This window comes from Jidongwangia harbinensis, from assembly GCF_020216025.1.
Lineage (GTDB): Bacteria > Actinomycetota > Actinomycetes > Mycobacteriales > Micromonosporaceae > Actinoplanes > Actinoplanes harbinensis.
The window spans coordinates 47382-65018 of record NZ_JAIWNC010000006.1 but is presented as its reverse complement, the minus strand read 5'-3'; the positions used below and the strand labels follow the sequence as shown (position 1 = coordinate 65018).

Annotated in this window: 10 protein-coding genes and 1 pseudogene; 4 read left to right on the top strand and 7 right to left on the bottom strand. The window is 72.8% G+C overall.

Translation table 11 applies throughout. The features are described 5' to 3' along the window. Nucleotides 1–147 precede the first annotated feature (147 nt). Nucleotides 148–1098, top strand: a pseudogene (locus tag LDL48_RS10625) (glycoside hydrolase family 5 protein); the annotation flags it as partial. A gap of 82 nt (nucleotides 1099–1180) precedes the next feature. Continuing rightward, on the top strand, nucleotides 1181–3289 hold the full coding sequence (locus tag LDL48_RS10620) for a transglycosylase domain-containing protein (RefSeq protein WP_225254881.1): 2109 nt from the start codon (nucleotides 1181–1183) through the stop codon (nucleotides 3287–3289). On the opposite strand, the gene LDL48_RS10615 is transcribed toward LDL48_RS10620, so the two are convergent. The 3 genes from LDL48_RS10615 to LDL48_RS10605 form a co-directional block, all read right to left on the bottom strand. Continuing rightward, nucleotides 3286–3828: a histidine phosphatase family protein gene (locus LDL48_RS10615; RefSeq protein WP_225254880.1), complete on the bottom strand. Its 543-nt coding sequence runs from the start codon at nucleotides 3826–3828 to the stop codon at nucleotides 3286–3288. The two genes, LDL48_RS10620 and LDL48_RS10615, sit on opposite strands and share 4 nt — an antisense overlap. 1119 nt (nucleotides 3829–4947) lie before the next feature. After that, nucleotides 4948–6741, bottom strand: coding sequence for a HEAT repeat domain-containing protein (locus LDL48_RS10610; protein ID WP_225254879.1), 1794 nt, complete (start codon nucleotides 6739–6741; stop codon nucleotides 4948–4950). Beyond that, nucleotides 6741–10544 carry an eCIS core domain-containing protein gene (locus LDL48_RS10605; protein WP_225254878.1) on the bottom strand — a complete coding sequence of 1268 codons (3804 nt, stop codon included), beginning with the start codon at nucleotides 10542–10544 and terminating at the stop codon, nucleotides 6741–6743. The genes LDL48_RS10610 and LDL48_RS10605 overlap by 1 nt, the downstream gene beginning before the upstream one ends. A 198-nt stretch (nucleotides 10545–10742) precedes the next feature. On the opposite strand from LDL48_RS10605, the gene LDL48_RS10600 reads away from it, so the two are divergent. Further along, the gene (locus LDL48_RS10600) at nucleotides 10743–12110 is read left to right on the top strand and encodes a PepSY-associated TM helix domain-containing protein (RefSeq protein WP_225254877.1); all 1368 of its coding nucleotides are present in this window, start codon (nucleotides 10743–10745) and stop codon (nucleotides 12108–12110) included. A gap of 11 nt (nucleotides 12111–12121) precedes the next feature. Here LDL48_RS10600 and LDL48_RS10595 read toward each other — a convergent pair whose 3' ends face one another. Further along, nucleotides 12122–13519 (bottom strand): CBM96 family carbohydrate-binding protein, encoded by a 1398-nt coding sequence (locus tag LDL48_RS10595; protein WP_225254876.1) that lies wholly within the window; start codon nucleotides 13517–13519, stop codon nucleotides 12122–12124. A 187-nt stretch (nucleotides 13520–13706) separates the two neighbouring features. On the opposite strand from LDL48_RS10595, the gene LDL48_RS10590 reads away from it, so the two are divergent. After that, nucleotides 13707–15260, top strand: coding sequence for an outer membrane protein assembly factor BamB family protein (locus LDL48_RS10590; protein WP_225254875.1), 1554 nt, complete (start codon nucleotides 13707–13709; stop codon nucleotides 15258–15260). On the opposite strand, the gene LDL48_RS10585 is transcribed toward LDL48_RS10590, so the two are convergent. The 3 genes from LDL48_RS10585 to LDL48_RS10575 form a co-directional block, all read right to left on the bottom strand. Beyond that, nucleotides 15233–15802, bottom strand: coding sequence for a pyridoxamine 5'-phosphate oxidase family protein (locus tag LDL48_RS10585; RefSeq protein WP_225254874.1), 570 nt, complete (start codon nucleotides 15800–15802; stop codon nucleotides 15233–15235). The two genes, LDL48_RS10590 and LDL48_RS10585, sit on opposite strands and share 28 nt — an antisense overlap. 41 nt (nucleotides 15803–15843) lie before the next feature. Then, nucleotides 15844–16704, bottom strand: a complete 861-nt coding sequence (locus LDL48_RS10580) for an SDR family oxidoreductase (protein ID WP_225254873.1) — start codon at nucleotides 16702–16704, stop codon at nucleotides 15844–15846. Between the two features lie 99 nt (nucleotides 16705–16803). After that, nucleotides 16804–17622, bottom strand: a complete 819-nt coding sequence (locus tag LDL48_RS10575) for an SAM-dependent methyltransferase (RefSeq protein WP_225254872.1) — start codon at nucleotides 17620–17622, stop codon at nucleotides 16804–16806. Nucleotides 17623–17637: the final 15 nt, after the last annotated feature.

The window sequence follows — 17637 nt, the reverse complement described above, 5'->3', positions numbered from 1 at the left end:
CATTGCCGGATCGATCTGGACGCAGATAGTAAGACCGGTTAATAATTCGGTCAGCTTCGATGTCTCTGGAGGACCCGCATGCCTCGCTCCCGCACCTTGTCGATCTTCCTGGCCGCTGCGGTCGCCGCCGTGGTGGGCGCCGCCGGGCCGGCCCCCGCCGCGCCCCCGGACGCCGGCCCGGTCGCCCGCCACGGCCAGCTGACGGTCTGCGGTCAGCAGCTGTGCGACGCCTCCGGCACGCCGGTCCAGCTCCGCGGCATGAGCACGCACGGCCTGCAGTGGTACGCGCAGTGCGTGAACGACGCCTCCCTGGACGTGCTCGCCGACGAGTGGCGGGCCGACGTCCTGCGGATCTCGATGTATGTCCAGGAGGGCGGCTACGAGACCGACCCGGCCGGCTTCACCGCCAAGGTGCACGACTACATCGAGAAGGCCACCGCCCGCGGCATGTACGCGATCGTCGACTGGCACATGCTGTCCCCCGGCGACCCGAACCACAACCTGGCCGGCGCCCGGACGTTCTTCCACCAGATCGCGGAGCGGCACCGCGACAAGCCCAACGTCCTGTACGAGATCGCCAACGAACCCAGCGGCGTCCACTGGTCCACCATCAGATCGTACGCGGACCAGGTCATCCCGGTGATCCGCGCGCAGGACCCGGACGGCGTCGTGCTGGTCGGCACGGAGGACTGGTCCTCGCTGGGCGCCTCCGGCGACGGCGAGGGCGTCGCGCGCATCCTGGCCGACCCGGTCCGCGCCGGCAACGTCATGTACACGTTCCACTTCTACGCGGCCTCGCACGACGAGTGGTACCTGAACACCCTGCGTGATGCCGTCGCGAAGCTGCCCATGTTCGTCACCGAGTTCGGCACCCAGGAGTACACCGGCGACGGCCCCAACGACTTCGCCCGGGCCCAGCAGTACCTGGACCTGCTCGCCGAACACAAGGTGAGCTGGGTGAACTGGAACTACTCCGACGACATGCGCAGCGGCGCCGTGTTCACCGAGGGCACCTGCGCGGCCGGGGCGTACTCCGGCACCGACCGCCTGAAGGAGGCCGGCGTCTGGATCCGCGACCGGATCCGCACACCGGCTTAACAAGTTCCTCATATCGACGGGCCACGATCACCGCCACGCCGGTCCCGGTAGCCGGCGCCGGACGATGACGGACGGAGCCCGCATGGTGACACACCGAGCACCCAGCCCGCGGTGGCGGCGGCTGCGCCGCTGGACGCTGCGGGCCGTGGCCGCCACGGCGATCCTGTCCGGCCTGGCCGGCGCGGCGGCCTCGGGATACGTGGCGGCCATCGACGTACCGCCGGACCCGGCGCCGCCGCAGGCGTCGGTGCTGTACTACCGCGACGGCCGCACCGTGCTCGCCCGGATCGGCACCGCGAACCGCACCGACGTTCCGCTGGCGCGCGTCCCGACGGACGTGCGCCGGGCGTTCCTGGCCGCCGAGGACCGCGGGTTCTACCACCATCCCGGCGTCTCCGTGCGCGGCGTGCTGCGCGCCGTGTGGTCCAACCTCTCCGCCGGGTCCGCGCAGGGCGCCTCCACCATCACCCAGCAGTACGTCCGCAACGCCTACCTGACGCAGGACCGCACCCTGAACCGCAAGGCCAAGGAGGCGGCCCTGGCGCTGCGCCTGGAACGCCAGCTCACCAAGGACGAACTGTTCGAGCGGTACCTCAACACCATCTACTTCGGCCGAGGTGCGTACGGCATCGAATCGGCCGCGCACGCCTACTTCGGCACCCGCGTCGACCGGCTGACCGGCGTGCAGGGCGCGGTGCTCGCCGCCCTGATCAAGAACCCGTGGCTGAACGACCCGACCGTCGACGCGCAGCGGGCCGAGAACCGGTGGCGGTGGATCCTGCGGTCGATGGCCGGGCAGGACTGGCTGGACCCGGCGGCGGCCGAGTCGGCGACGTACCCCAAGGTGGCCGAGCGGTCACCCACCGCGGCGGCGGTCGGCGGCCCGGCGGGCATCATCGCGGACCGCGTGGAGGCCGAACTCGACCGGCTGGGCGTCGCCTCGCAGTTGCTGCGTACCGGTGGCCTCCAGGTGGTCACCACGGTCGACCGCACCGCCCAGCAGGCCGCCGAGACGGTGGTCCGCAAGGCACTGAAGGGACAGGCCAAGACGATGCACGCCGCCCTCGTCGCGGTCGACCCGGCGACCGGCGCCGTCCGCGCCTACTACGGCGGGGACGACGGCCGCGGCTACTACGACGACGCGATGGCGCCCCGGCCGCCGGCGTCCACGTTCAAACCGATCGCGCTGGCCGCCGGGGAGCTGGCGGGCATGTCGTACCGGGCGTTGTGGGACGGCACCTCGCCGCGGCAGTTCACCGACCGGCAGGGCGTGCCGCTGCGCAACCGCAACGGTCTGCAGTGCCCGGTGTGCCCGCTGGACGTGTCGATGGTGCACTCGCTGAACACGCCGTTCTACGCGCTCGCCGAGAAGGTCGGCCCGGCGCAGGTCCGCGATCTGGCAGTGCGGCTGGGCGTGCCCGAGCAGTACGGCGACCGGAAGACCCTGGTCGACCTGCCCGGCGAGCCCACGCCCGGGCAGACCCGCGCCGACATCGCCCTCGGCCGCTACCCGGTCTCCCCGGCCGACCTGGCCACCGTCTACGGCACGTTCGCGGCCGGCGGCCTGCGCGCCGAACGCCACCTGGTGCAGTCGGTCGCCGGGGCGGACGGCAGCCGCTGGCACCAGCACAAGATCAAGCAGCGGCGGGTCCTGGACGCGGCCGTCGCGGCGGACGTCGGCGTGGTGCTGTCCGGCGTGGTGGACGCGAACGGAACGGTCCGGGACCGGCCGGCCGCGGCCAAGACCGGATCCCAGCAGTGGGGCAACAGCAAGGACACCTCGGACGCCTGGACCGCGGGGTACGCACCGCAGCTGGCCGCCGCCATCTGGGTCGGACGGCGGGAACCCGGGCCGATCCGGGACGCCCGGCAGAAGAACATCCCGGTGAACGGCGACGGGATCCCGTACCGGATCTGGCGGGAGTTCCTCGGCACCGCGCTGGCCGGCCGGCCCGCCACGCCGCTGGCACCGCCGGGCGACGTCGGGGACGTCCGGGCGGGCGACTCCAAGCTGGGCGCCAAGGCGCTGTCGGACTCGTTCCCGTACGTCGGCATGGTGTTCGACGCCGACGGCAACGTGGTGGGCGGACAGGAGGACCGGCGGTTCCCGCTCCCGACGACCCCCGACGAGGCGGAGGCGGCGAAGCTGAGGCAGCAACGGGAACTGGACCGTCCGAGGCCGTCGACCTAGGCCGGCCGCAGCCGGTACTCCCAGCCCTCCCGCCAGGCGAAGTCCGCGGCCGTCAGCTCCTCGAGCGGGACGCCGTCGACCAGATGGTCCAGGGCCCAGCGGGTGGCGACGTGGCCGATCACCAGGACCCGCTGCCCGTCCCACCGGGTCGGCACGTCGCTGAGGAAGCGGCCGGCCCGGTGCACCGCCTGCCGCCAGCTCTCGCCGCCCGGGTACGGCCGGTCCAGGTGATCCGCCCGGCGCTCGTGCAGCCCGGCGGCCGGCGTGCCGTTGCCGGTGCCGTAGTCGCACTCGCGCAGCCGCCAGTCGTGCAGGATCGGGATCGCCGAACCCTCGAACGCGATCTCGGCGGTCTCGACCGCACGCCGCAGGTCGGAGGTGAACACCGCGGCGATGCCGTCGTGGCGCCGTCGCCGGCCGAGTTGCGCCGCCAGCGTCCGTCCCCGCTCGGAGAGCCGGCCGGGCAGCCAGCCGGTGGCGATGCCGCGGTCGTTGTCCTCGCTCCACGAATGCGTCTCGAACACGACCACGGTCGGCATCCGAACAGGTTAGTGGGCGAGACGGTCAAACCGGGAGACCGCCCGCTGCATCCGGTTTTCTGGCGTTTGCGTCGCCGCGTGCGGGCCGGGCCTGGCGCGGCTCGCGCTGAGTGCGTGTGGTTTTCAGGTGCGGCCGCACCACTTCTAGGCACGCCAGTCAGGGGGACGGCGGAGCGTGTGGAGGTCTGGCAAGCACCACACCACACCTCAACACACCACGCCCGAGCCGGCGGTGAGTGCCGTGCGGAAGGGGGCGAATCGCGCACTCGATCGGAGGCGGGAGGTCGATGTCGTGCAGTTGTGGTCGATCCTCAGTCCACAAGCTCAGGGATGCCGCATGGCGCTCAGAGCCCACGTGGCTGCGGTGCGGGCAGACGCCGCCGGCCACGATGCGCAGGTCCACCCCATTCCTCGGACCCGACGCAGTCACCGCTTGACATCGCACTTGACAGATCTTGGAGCCTGGGCCGGATCTTGGAGCCTGGGCCGGATCTTGGAGGCGGACGGCCCCTGGAGGGGCGTTTTCGCGCCAAGGTCTGCCCTGGCCTCCAAGATCTACCCCTCGAAAGCCGCACACCGGACAGGACGCGCCGCCGGTTCGCCCCCGCCCCCGTCGGCGTTGACCGAAAGGTGGCCTTCGCGCCTGCGCCGCAATCGTCCAGGCAACGAGCCGACGTATCCGGAACCCGACCCGCTGCACGGCGTCCGTCTTCCAGGCCGCGCTGCCCCGAGGGCGGCCCGACACCGTCCTCGGTAGACGAGCAACAGACAGCGACCACCGTCCGCAGAACCCGACCGGCTCACGGACGCCGGACATCGCCCTCAGAAGACGGACAACGGAACCCGACCGGCTCACGGACGGCCGGACATCGCCCTCAGTAGACGGACAACGAAATCCGACCGGCACGCGGACGGCCGAACGCCGTCCTCAGTAGACGGCAACGGCCAGCCCGACCGGCACCGCGCTGACCGCCACGAAGCGCCCTGGCACCATCCGCAAACCCGACCAACTCGCGGAACGGCCCGACACCGTCCTCACTGGACAGCCGGCGGACAGCCCGGCACCAGTCTCGGTGGACGGGCCGGGCGTCGCTCGGATCGGCCGCGCCCGGATCGCGGTCACCGGATCGGGCAGATGAACTGGATCGGGCCGGTCGACGGGTCCACCGGGGGTCCGCCGTCGGTGAGGGCCAGCCGGTACCGCCCGCTCTCGCGGCTCACCGTGAACGCGCTCCGGAGCAACACGTCATCGCCGTCGTGCACGACCAGCACGCCGTCGGAGACCTCGTACCGGTATGTCCGGCCGTCGTCCGGGGTGAAGACCCGCAGCGTGCCGGTGTTGTAGAAGGTGAGGCCCGCGGAGACCGGATACCAGTCGAGGTCGCGCAGCCAGGTGGTGAACGTCAGGTCGTCGCCGCCGGGGTCGAAGAGCGGCCGGGCCGGTTCCGCCGCGCGCAGCCTGGCCGCGATGGCGTCGTCAGCCGCTGCCAGCGCCGGCAACAGGGCGGCGCGCACCTCCTCGTCGGCCTCCTCGGCGGCGAGCCGGAGCAGGCGTTCGGTGACCTGCGGTGCGTCCCCGGTGCCGAGCCAGGTGACGGCGGCCAGCCGGACCCGCGGATCGGCATCGTCCAACGCGGCGAGGCCGGCCGAGACCCTCGGATCGGCACCGTCCAACCCAGCAGAACCGGCCGGGGCCTGGTCCGGGAGGGCGGCGAGTCCGCGCACCGCGGCGAGCCGGACGCCCGGGTCGGGGTCGGTGCGCAGGGCCGCGGCGAGCGGCTCCGCCGCCGCCCCGCCGGCCTGCGCGAGGCTCGTGGCGGCCGCGCTGCGCACGTGCGGTTCGGGATCGCCGGCCAGCAGCTCGGCCAGGCGGGCGGCCAGGTCGGCGCCGGCCGAGGCCGGGACGCTGCGCGCGGCCAGCGCCCGGACCAGCGGGCTGGGGTCGCGCAGCAGGCCGGGCAGCACCGGGGCGAGTTCGGCCGGTCCCAGGTCGATCAGGGCCCGGACGGCGTGGGCGCGGAGCCGGTCGTCGCCGTCGTCGCGGGCGATGGCGCGCAGGCGGCCGGCCTCGTCCACGCAGCCCAGTGTGGCCAGGGTGCGGACCGCGGCCTCGCGTACCGCCGGTTCCGGGTCGTCCAGCAGGCGGGCCACGGCGCCGCACCGGCGCACGTTCCACCGTTCCAGGGTCTGCAGCGCGAGCTTCCGCACCCGGGACGACGGGTCGGTGAGCAGCTGCACCACCGCCTCCACGGTGTGCGTGTCCGGCCGTTCCACCAGCGCGCCCAGCGCACCTTCGCGGACCTCCGGGTCCGGGTCGGCCAGCATTCCGGCCAGATCGTCGGTCGCCGCGACGCCCAGCGCCTGCAGCGCGGTCGCGGCCCGGGCCCGCACCCGGGTAGACGGGTCGCCCAGCCGGGCCAGCAGGTCGATCCGCAGCGCGCCGACCCGGTGCCGGCCGATCAGCTCGACCGCGGCCGTCCGCTGCGCCTCCTCCGGTGCGACGATCAGACGGCGCAACAGATCCGGTACGGCCTCCGCGTCGGGCAGCGCGTCGACGGCCCGGATCACCACCTGCGGGTCGGGGTCGCCCAGCGCGGTCGCGAGATCGCCGGCGGCCTCGTCGCCCAGCGCACCCAGCACCTGCACGGCGAGCGCCCGGACGCGCGGGTCGGGGTCGCGCAGCCCGGCGCGGGCGACCGGCAGGATCTCCGGGCCGGTGGTGCCGCGCAGCGCGATCAGCGCCATCGTCTTCTCGTCGCGGGTGCCGCCGTCGAGGAGTTCCCGGGCGGCGTCCGGCAGGTCGGGCCGGGTCCGCAGTTCCTGCAGTGCGGCGGCGATGCCACCGGTGCCGCTGGCCGCCAGCGCACGCAGCAGGTCGCCGGTCGGTGCCCGGAGGTCGAGGTCGTCGCTCATCACACGCTGCCTTCGGCGACCAGCGCCCGGCGGACCCGGCGGTCGTTGAGCGCGGTCAGGCCCTGGTCGTTGAAGCTGAACTGGTTGACGTTGCGGTGGCCCTGGATGGTGCCGCTCAACGGGCCGATGATGAGGTCATAGGGCCAGCTCACGTGTCCCCCGAGCCTGCGGTTCTCGTCGCGGAACTCTTCCCAGCTCATCGAGCGTGTCACGTCGGGCGCGATGTCGTCAGGGTATCGGACGTCGACCGACGTGCGCCGGTCCGGGAACACCAGCACGTACTCGCTGCCGGACAGGCCGAGGATGGACTCCAGCAGGCCGGCGGCCTGCAGCGCGGCGATCGGGATGCTGAACTCCACCACGCCCCACTCGGTGAAGCCGCCGCGGGCCCGGGTGTACTGCTCGGCCGCCCGCTCGGCGGGCGCCTGCGCGGCGAACGTGTAGAAGCCGGCGCCGAACTCGCCGCCGCCCCGGGCGTCCACCCGCACGCCGCGGACCAACGTCTCCGCGGTGCCCTTGTCGCTGCCGTGGTAGAAGTTCTGCGGCGGCTCCACCTCCGGCGGCACGGCACCGGATCCGCCGAGGGGGATGTCGCCGTCGGCCTCGGTGGTGTTCGGCGCCACCCGCACCTGAAAGTGGATCTGCGGGGTGACCGTGCGGCCGGTCTGCTCGGGAAACAGCACGGACAGCCGGATTCCCGGCCGCAGCTGCGGCTGCGCCTCGGTCTCCAGGGTCCGGGCGTCCTGTTCCTTGCGCGCCCGGACCTGCCGGTACGGACCGGGCGTGGGCTGCTGCAGGCGGCCCACGGCAGCGCGCACCAGCGCCATGTGCAGCTCCAGTTCGGCGGGCGTGAGGGGGCCGCCGGGCACCGGGTGCGCGTTCGGGTCCTGCTGGACGCCGGCGGCCGGCGGCGCGTTCGGGCCGGTGGCACCGGCGCCGCCGCGGAGTGCCGTCAGCGCGGCCTGGCCGAGCCGCATCGCCTGCTCGAACAGCCAGTCCAGGGCCTGGTCGACGAGTTGCCGGAGACCGCCGATGATCTCCACGACCTTCTCCGGGACGTTGCCGATGCCGACCTGGTTGGCCAGGAACCCGATGGCCACCGGCACCGCCTGGGCGAGTCCCTGTTCGAGCATCTGCGCGCCGGGCTGAATGTTGCCCTTGGCGACCGCGGCGAGGGTGGAGACGTACCGGTCGACGATCTGCAGGATGTCGCGGAGGTACTCGATGGCGGACTGGATCGCGTTGAAGAACGCCACGAAGCTGTTCACCACGGCCATCACGCCGGTCGGGTCGAGCATCGAGAGCAGCCGGGCGGTGACCTTCTCCACGATCTCCGTGACGATCCAGTCGCGGGCCATCCCGATCAGCGTGTCCCACAGGTTGCCGAGCTGGTCGGAGACGTGTTCCCAGATGGCCACGAGGCCGCGTTCCTGGACGTCCTTGACGAAGCCCCAGGCGCCGGTGAGGGTGTCCACCGCGCCGCGGACCCGGGCCACGTTCTCGGCGCCGATCTGCTCGCCCAGCTTCTGCCACAGGGTTTCCGCGGTGATGCCGAGGACCTGCAGGACCATGCCCAGGATCGATTCGAGCGACAGGTCGGCGGGGCGCTGGATGCCGAGCCCGCCGAGGCCGCGGAACAGCCAGTCGGTCAGGCCCTGCAGCAGGTAGCTCAGGATCTTGTCGAAGAACGCGGACAGCCCGGACTTGAGCGCCTGCATCATGTTGACCAGGAAGCCGACCGGGTCGGCGGTGATGTCGTCGATGGCCGACATCGCGTTGCCGAGGATGCTGCCGACCAGGTCGGACGGGAAGTTCATCAGCTGCAGGATCAGCGTGATGACGACCTTGACGACCTCGCCGACGAACTGCACGATCCGGCCCAGCGGTTCGCCGAAGCGGGCCAGGATGCGTTCGAACGCGGCCACCGGCGCGAGCAGGTCGTCGAGGGTGAGGCTGTCCCAGACCCCGCGGAACGTGTTGACGATCAGGTCCCAGGAGATGCCGAGCCGGCCGATCGCGCCCTCGATCTGCGCGCCGGCCTGCGCGATCACGCCGGACTCGGCGAGCTGGGCGTACGTCGCCTCGCCGCCCGGCATGAGCGCGATGAAGCCGCCGATCAGGTTCTCCGCGGTACGCGGCACCGACTCGCCGGTGAACGGGTTGCGCCCGAGCACCACGGTCAGCAGCCGGAACCCGTGCAGGTGGTGGGCGTGCTCGCTGAGCCAGCCGAGCAGCGCGTCCTTGACCAGGCGCAGCACCGTGGCGATGACGTCGGTGGCGAACGCGCCGACCCGTTGCACCAGCCCGACCGCGTCGCGCGCCAGGGCCTGCAGGTTGGCCGGCAGGTTGGCCAGGTTCTGCGGCTGGATCGCCGCCCAGCCGGCCGCGAACAGCGCGCCGAGTTCGGAGAGCAGCGACAGGAACCGCGGCACCTGCTGGTCCAGCCAGTCGGCGGTCTTCTGCAGCGTCCCGCGTTCCTGCATCTGCGCCAGCCGCTGCTCCTGACCGATCAGCGTCAGGAAGTCGGTGAGGATCTCGACCGTGCTGGCCTCGACCGGCGTGCCGCGCAGCGGGTCGTGATGCAGCACCTTCTTCGCCAGGCTCCACACCGGAGTGCCGACCAGGAAGGTCTCGGCCAGGTCGACCGCCGCCTCCCGGATCAGCTGCACGACCGCGTCGATGATGGACCGGACGAACGCGAGCGCGTCCTGGTAGACCGCGTCCACGTGCCGGGTGATGATCGCCAGGTTGCCGCCGATGCCCTCGGTGACGGACAGCTCGTCCCAGGCCTGGTCGATCTCCCGCTGCAGGCGGGCCAGCGTCAGGTTGTGCGCGGTGAGGCCGCCGTCGACGATCCGGTACGCCTCGTGCAGCACCCCCAGCTCGAGCAGCCGGTCGGCGATCTGGTTGCCGAACGGCACGATGCTCAGCGCGCCGCGGACCAGGTTCTCCGGGGTACGCGGCACGTCCCGGTCGCTGATCGGGTCGTAGCCGACGGCGACCGTGAGCATCGGATAGCCGGGCACGTCGTGGGCGTACTCGCGGACCGCGTCGAGGATGAAGTCGGGGATGAAGTCGTCGGTGGCCCGGAACAGCGTCTCCCGGTAGATCTGCACCGCCTGCTGCTGGACCACGTGTGTCGCCTCGTGCGCCATCAGCGGCAGATCCCCGGCCGACTCCCCCGGTCCGAGGAAGATGTGCCCGCCGGCGGTGAACGCCCGGGCGCCGATGTCCGCGGCCGCGGCGCGCGCCGTCTCCGACGTGTGCACCGGCACCTCGGCGAGGCTCACCCCGAGGTAACTCTCCAGCGGCGCCCGCACGTGCTCCGGGATCGGCGTACCCGGGCCGGGGTTGCGGATCGCGGCCTCCACCGACGGCGGCGCCGCGGCACCCGCGGGGTCGCCGGGCGGGACCGCGCCGCCGGCCGCCGGCTGCCGTGCGGCGCGCGACACGGACGCCGCCGGGGCGGTGCCGGGCGCCTCCGGGACGGACCCGGACGAGAACCGGGCGGCGACCGCGTCCGCCTCGCGCTCCAGCGGGTCACCGGGCCGGCTGACCGTCCACTTGGCCTGCACCGGGGACCGCCCGGCATGCCACCGGTGCAGCGCCGCCGACCCGCCGGCGGACAGCGCACCGGGGGCGGCGGCCGGTGGCCCGTCGCCGGCGGCGAGGCGTTGCACGGCAGTGTTGCCGGACGGCGCCACGGTCGGGGCGGACGGCGCCGCGGTTTCCCGCGTGGGCGCGACCCGGACCGGCTCGGCGGCCTGCGGCTCGTCCGAGCGGACACGGGCGGGCGCGGTCACTGCTGGCGGGCCTCCGGCTCGGGCGTGCGGACGTACGTCGCTCCGAGCGTGGCAAGTGCCCGCACGTCCTGGCAACCCGATCGGGCGCGCTTGCACCTTCGGCTGCACCTTCGCCTTGCCGATTGCCGGGAACTTGTCCGGCCGCTGGATCGACTGATGTGACGAACGCCCCCGCGCCCCGAACGCAGAGGATCCCCGATGTCCGTCACCGAAGCCGCCCCGGCCGCCCCCGCCCCGCCGGCCAGAAGACCGTCGTCGCTCGGCGCGCTGCTGCTGCGCCTGCACTTCTACGCCGGCGTGCTGGTCGCGCCGTTCCTGCTGATCGCCGCGGTCACCGGCCTGCTGTACACGGTCGCGCCGCAGGTCGACGCGATCCGCTACGGCGATCAGCTCACCGTCGCGGCCGACGGCCGCACCGCGCTGCCGCTCGCCGAGCAGATCGCCGCGGCGCGGGCCGCCCACCCCGAGGGCACCCTGTCGGCGGTCCAGCCGGGGCAGGGCGACGCCACCACCCGGGTGGTGTTCGACCTGCCGGAGCTGGGCGAGAAGCAGCACACCGTGTACGTGGATCCGTACCGTGGCTCCGTCCGGGGCACGCTCACCACCTGGTTCGGCTCGACCCCGGCGGTGACCTGGCTCGACGATCTGCACCGTAACCTGCACCTGGGCGTGGTGGGCCGGCACTACTCCGAGTTCGCCGCCAGCTGGCTGTGGGTGCTCGCGCTGGGTGGGATCGCGCTGTGGTGGCGCCGCGCCCGCGGCCGCCGGCTGCTCGCCCCGGAGCTGTCCGCGAAGAAGGGGGTACGCCGGACCCGCAGCTTCCACGCCTCCACCGGCCTGTGGCTGGCGCTCGGCCTGCTCATTCTGTCCGCCACCGGGCTGACCTGGTCGCGGTACGCCGGCGGCAACTTCACCGACGTGCTGGACGCGTGGGACGCGCACAGCCCGGAGCTGTCGACCTCGGTGTCCGCCGAGGCGCACCACGGTGGCGGTGGCCCGGCGGACGCGGCGGCCGCGGCGGACCCGGCGGCCGCCGACGGCGTCTGGCGGGTGGCCCGCGACCACGGGCTCACCGGTCCGGTGGAGCTGACCGTGCCGGAGACCGCCGGTGCGGCCTGGACCGTGGCGGGCGTGGACCACACCTGGCCGGTGCGGCTCGACCGGGTGGCCGTCGACCCGGCCACGGACACCGTGGTGGCGCGCAGCGACTTCGCCGACTGGCCGTTGCTGTCCCAGCTCAGCAAGCTCGGCGTGCAGGCGCACATGGGCGTGCTGTTCGGCGTGGTCAACCAGATCCTGCTGGCGGCTCTCGCGGTCGGGCTGATCTGCGTCATCGTCTGGGGGTACCGGATGTGGTGGCAGCGGCGGCCCACCCGCACCGACCGGCGGGCCGCGTTCGGTGCCCCGCCGGCGCCCGGTGCGTGGCAGCGGCTGCCCGGGTGGATGATCGTGGTCGGGGTGCCGCTGGTGTTCGCGATCGGCTGGGCGGTACCGCTGTTCGGCGTACCGCTGATCGGTTTCCTGCTCGTCGATCTTCTCGTGGGCGTGGTGCGCGCCCGCAGCTGATCAGCCGGCGGTCACGACCGGCAGGCCGCGGAGCCGGCGTCGGTGTAACTCTGGCCCGCTTCCGGGACGAACAGCCAGTCGTACCCGCCGGAGCGCAGGGTCAGCCGCAGGATCCCGTAGGCGGTGGCGTTGCGGGCCTCGCTGTGCGGGTGGACGGCGCCGAACGGGTAGTGGGACGCGCCGCCCATCCCCACCACGAACTGCCGCATGCCCCGTCCGGTGTCCAGCCGGCCCTGCGGGTCCAGTGGCGCGAACCGCTCGTAGTTGTGGTTGTGGCCGGTGAGCACCAGGTCCGCCCGGTCGTCGTAGAGCGCCTGGTACAGCGGGCGGGTCGCGGTCGCGCCGCTGTGGTTGGTGGCCGAGGTGAACAGCGGGTGGTGCCAGTACGCCAGCGTGCAGGAGCTGGTGTCGGCGGCCAGGTCGGCGCGCAGCCACCGTTCCTGGGCCGAACCGGCCGCGCAGGACACGATCGTGCAGTTGGAGTTCAGCACCACCACGTGCCACTGGCCCAGGTCGTAGGAGTAGTAACCCTTGCCGGGCTCGCCGGCCGCCGCGCCGAAGTAGGCGAAGTACGGTGCGGCGCCGGGGGTGCGGTACTCGTGGTTGCCGACCGCCGGGCGGGTCCGCGACCGGTGCCGGCCCCAGCTGGGCGCGTAGCACCGGGCGAACTGCTCGGCGGTGCCCTCCAGATAGGCGGTGTCGCCGATCGCGGCGATGGTGCCGTCGAGCGTGTCCAGCAGCGCGGCGGTGGCCTCGTCGCCGGCCGAGGCGCAGTCGGCGATGTCGCCGGCCGCCAGCAGCACCGGGTCGACGGTGGTGGACGGCGCGGTCGTGGTGACGACGAGCCGGGGGGCCAGTCCGGGGAGGTCCCGGCTGTCGAAGTAGGTGCTGTCGTCGTGGGTGGGCAGCACCGCGAGGCTGACCGTGCCGTCGCGGACCACGGCCGCGGTGACGTCCAGGTCGTACCAGCGGTTGCGGCTCACCGGGCCGACGGTGGCGAGCGCGGTCGCCGCGACGGCCGGGCGGTTGCGGTAGGTCGTCGCCGACTCCGACCATCCGGTGCCGGTCACCGCGGCGACCTTGCCGCCGGCCGGGCTGGCCGCGTTGGCCGTGTCGCGGGTGTGCAGCCGCAGGGTGGCGCGGGTGACCGGCGCGGTCAGGCCGGAGAGCACGAACGAGAGGTAGGCGATCTTCGCCGGGGTCCGGTCGACGGTGAGGTGGTCGGCGGTGCCGTGGTTGCGGGTCGGCGCGTCGGCCGCGACGAACGTGTCGGCGGACGCCGCCACCGTCACCGTCGTGGTGGCGCTGGGCGCCGGGGCGGCCGGGCCGGCCGGGGCCGCGGCGGTCGAACCGGGCACCGCGGCGATCACGCCGACCAGCGCCACGGCCAGCATTCCGGTGCTGGTCACGCGTAGTTTCATGGTCGCCCCCGGTCGCACTGCGGTTTCCGTTACCGGGCAGATCCTTCCGACCGGGCACCGGGCGACGTGGGCATTTCGACATATTCGAGCCGGAAATTCAGGCGTAAGAGTTCATCTTTCATTGACACATCTCGATATAGGATGACGTCCTCGGACCGGCACCGGGGAGGTCGGCATGAAGGTTGTTCCGCGGGCGCTGCTCGCCTCCGTGTTCGCGTTGGCGACCGTCCTGGCCACGATGCCGGCGGCGGTGGCCGGCCCGGCCCACCGCGCCCGGTGGGCGATGGGCGGGCACGACCTCGGCAACAGCCGCGCCAACCCGGCCGAACGCATCCTGCGACCGTCGACCGTCGGCCGGCTCGCGGTCGACTGGACGGTCACCACCCAGGGCGACGTCTCGGCGACACCGGCCGTGGTCGACGGCGCGGTCTACTTCCCCGACTGGGGCGGCGCGTTCACCAAGGTCGACGCGGACACCGGCGAGGTGCTCTGGTCCCGCTCGGTGAGCGAACTGGCGGGCGTCGAGGGCACATTCTCCCGCACCAGCCCGGCGGTGGCCGGCGACACCGTCTACCTCGGCACGCAGACCGGCGGCGTCCTGCTGGCCGTCGACACCGAAACCGGTGACCTGCGGTGGCGTACCCCGATGGACCCGCACCCGATGGCGATCCTCACCTCGTCGCCGGTGGTGCACCGGGGCATCGTCTACCAGGGCGTGTCGTCGCTGGAGTTCCTGCTGGCCGGCGACCCGGCGTACGACTGCTGCACGTTCCGCGGCAGCCTGGTGGCGGCGGACGCGGCGACCGGGGAGATCCGGTGGAAGACACACACGCTGCCGGACCAGGGCGCCGGGGGCGACATCTTCAGTGGCGCCTCGGTCTGGGGCAGCACGCCGACCATCGACCCGCACAGCCGCAGCGTCTTCGTCGGCACCGGGCAGAACTACTCGGTGCCGGAGAGCGCGCGGGAATGCCAGACCAACGGCGGCACGCCGCGCGAGTGCCTGCCGGAGTGGAACGCCAAGGACTCGATCGTCGCGTTCGACCTGGACACCGGGAAGATCAGGTGGACCAGCGGCCCGGCCCGGTTCGACGAGTGGAACCTGGCGTGCCTTCCGGGCTTCCCGCCCAACAACTGCCCGAACCCGGGACCGGACCACGACACCAGCGACGGCACCCATCTGTACACCCTCCGCGGCCCGGACGGACGGCCCCGCCGTGCGGTGGGCGCCGGGCAGAAGAGCGGCGAGTTCTGGATGCTGGACGCGGCCACCGGCGAGGTCATCTGGAGCGCGTCGGTCGGCCCGGGTTCCGTCCTCGGCGGCATCGAGTGGGGCACCGCCACCGACGGCCGGCGCATCTACTTCGCCGAGACCGACTACGACCGGGTGCCGTACCAACTGCCCGGCGGCGAGACGATCGACCACAGCTCGTTCGGTGCGCTGGACGTGCAGACCGGCCGGATCGTCTGGCAGGTCGCCGAACCGCACGGCGGCCTGGCGGTGGGCCCGGCCACCACGGCCGGCGGCGTGGTCTACTACGGCGCCCTCAACGGCTACATGTACGCCTTCGACGCGGCCACCGGCGAACTGCTCTGGGAGCACCAGGGCGCGGGCGCCTCGAACGCCGGACCGGCGATCGTCGACGGCCGGCTGTACTGGGGCAACGGCTACCAGCGCCTGGGCGCCGCGAGCACCACGTTCTACTCGTTCGCACTGCCCGGGTCGTAGGCCGGGAGCCCGTCGATGCTCGCGGTGTTCTTCACCCTGCGGTAGTCGGCCAGGTCCGCGTCGGTACGCCGGGCGCTCCACTTCAGCAGCACGTCCCGGTCGCCCTGGTAACTCATCAGCGGAACGGAGTACCCGCAGGAGTCGCTGACCCGGTGCACCGCCACGTCCACGATCGCGCGGACCCCGTGCGTGTCGGGCGGAGCGGAGAAGTGGGTGAGCAGTTCGGCGTACTCCGGGTCGGTGGCCGGCAGCACCCGGCCGGTGCCGTGCAGCCGGACGATGTTCGGCTTGCCGTCGAAGGCGCAGAACATCAGCGTGATCCGCCCGTTGTCCCGCAGGTGCGCCGCCGTCTCGGCACCGCTGCCGTGATAGTCCAGGTACGCCACCCGGAGCGGATCGAGCACCGCGAAGGTGCCGGTCATCCCCTTCGGCGAGACGTTGACGTGGCCCTCCGCGCCGCTCGGCGCGGTGGCCACGAAGAACACCGGCTGGCTGACGATGAACTCGCGCAGGCGGCCGTCGATCGAGTCATGGACCTTCATGCCGCCATGGTCCCCCGGCCGGGCCCCGGCGGCCCACCCGATTACCGGGCCCGCGCGGGCTGGACGTCGGCGGCGGCGTGCCGTCCCGGCAGTGCCGGACCCCGCGCCGCCTCGAAATCGGCCTGCCGGGCCACCAGCGCCGGCTCCAGGAGCGCGAACGCGCTCGGGCCGACCGGCAGTCGCAGCGGCGGCTCCGGCAGGCCCGCCACGTGCCGGACCGCGTCGGCGAACAGCGCGGGCGGGCTGACCTGGTCGCTGTCCACCATGCCGCGCAGTGCGCCGAGCATCCCGCCGGACACCGGTCGGTAGGCGTCGATCGGCCGCTCCGGGAGGTGCACCTTGTCGCCGTACGAGGTGGCGAATCCGCCCAGCTGCAGGATCGTCACCTTGACGCCGAACGAGCCGGCCTCCGCGGCCAGCGCCTCGGCGAGCCCGTCCAGCGCGAACTTGCTGGCCGTGTAGGCGGACAGGCCGGGGAAGGCGACCACCCCGGACACCGAGGAGGAGAAGATCGCGTGCCCGCCACCCTGGGCGCGCCAGTGCGGGAGTACGTGGCGCAGCAGCCGCCACGGCCCGTACACGTTGGTGTCGAACTGCGCCGCCACCTCGGCGTCGGTGACCTCCTCGACGACGCCGAACTGACCGTAACCGGCGTTGTTGACCAGCACGTCCAGGCCACCGAAACGCTCCGTGGCCAGCTCCACGGCGGTCGCGCACTGAGCGTCGTCGGTCACGTCGAGCGGTGCGGTCACCACGCCCGGGCCGAGGTCGGCGATGCCGTCGAGTGCCGTGACGTCGCGGGCCGTCACCAGTACCTGCTCGCCATCGATCGCCAACTGTTCGGCCAGGGCGCGTCCCAGGCCACTGGAACAACCGGTGATGAGCCAACGTCGCTGTGTCATGACGGGCAGCCTTCCAGCAGCCGATCACGCTGTCACCAGATGTCACTGCGGAGAGTGACATCGCTCCTTACCGACGGCGGCCCAGGAGCGCGAAGGCGCTCAGGGCTTGCGGGCCACGCCGGCGAACTCGTCCACCTCGACGCTGTCCGGGTCGGCGGTGCCGGGACGCCATTGCGAGCAGGACACGACGCCCGGCTCCAGCAGGTCGAAACCGTCGAAGAAGCGGGCGATCTCGTCCACCGGGCGCAACGTGATGCTGGGCTTGCCGAACTTGTTCCAGTGCGCCACGGCGTCGTCGCTGGCCTGCCCGTACACCGCGTTGGTGGCGTGGTTGACCACCAGGTAGCTGCCGGCGGGCAGGCTGTCCTTGAGCCGGCCCACGATCTGCCGGGCCTCCTCGGTGTTCTCGACGTGGTGCAGCACGCCGACCAGCATCAGCGCGATGGGCCGGCTGAAGTCGAGCGTCTTGCGGGCCCGGCCCAGGATCACGCCGGGATCGTGCAAGTCGGCGTCCAGGTACTCGGTGGTGCCTTCGGGCGTGCTGGTGAGCAGCGCCCGGGCATGCACCAGGACCAGCGGATCGTTGTCCACGTACACGATCTTCGCGGCCGGCTCGATGCGCTGCGCCACCTCGTGCGTGTTCGCCGCGGTGGGCAGCCCGGTGCCGATGTCCAGGAACTGCCGGACGCCGAGATCACCGGCCAGGTGGGTGACCGCACGGCCGAGGAACGCCCGGTCGGCCCGGGCCTGCTCGACGATGCTCGGGAGGATCTGGCTGACCTGCTCACCGACCTGCCGGTCGACGGCGAAGTTGTCCTTGCCGCCGAGCCAGAAGTTCCAGATCCGCGCCGAGTGCGGCCGGGTGTCGTCCACCCGGGAAACCGGATCGTACTCGCCGGTCGGCACCTGTTCCGCCACATTGGACCCTTCGCT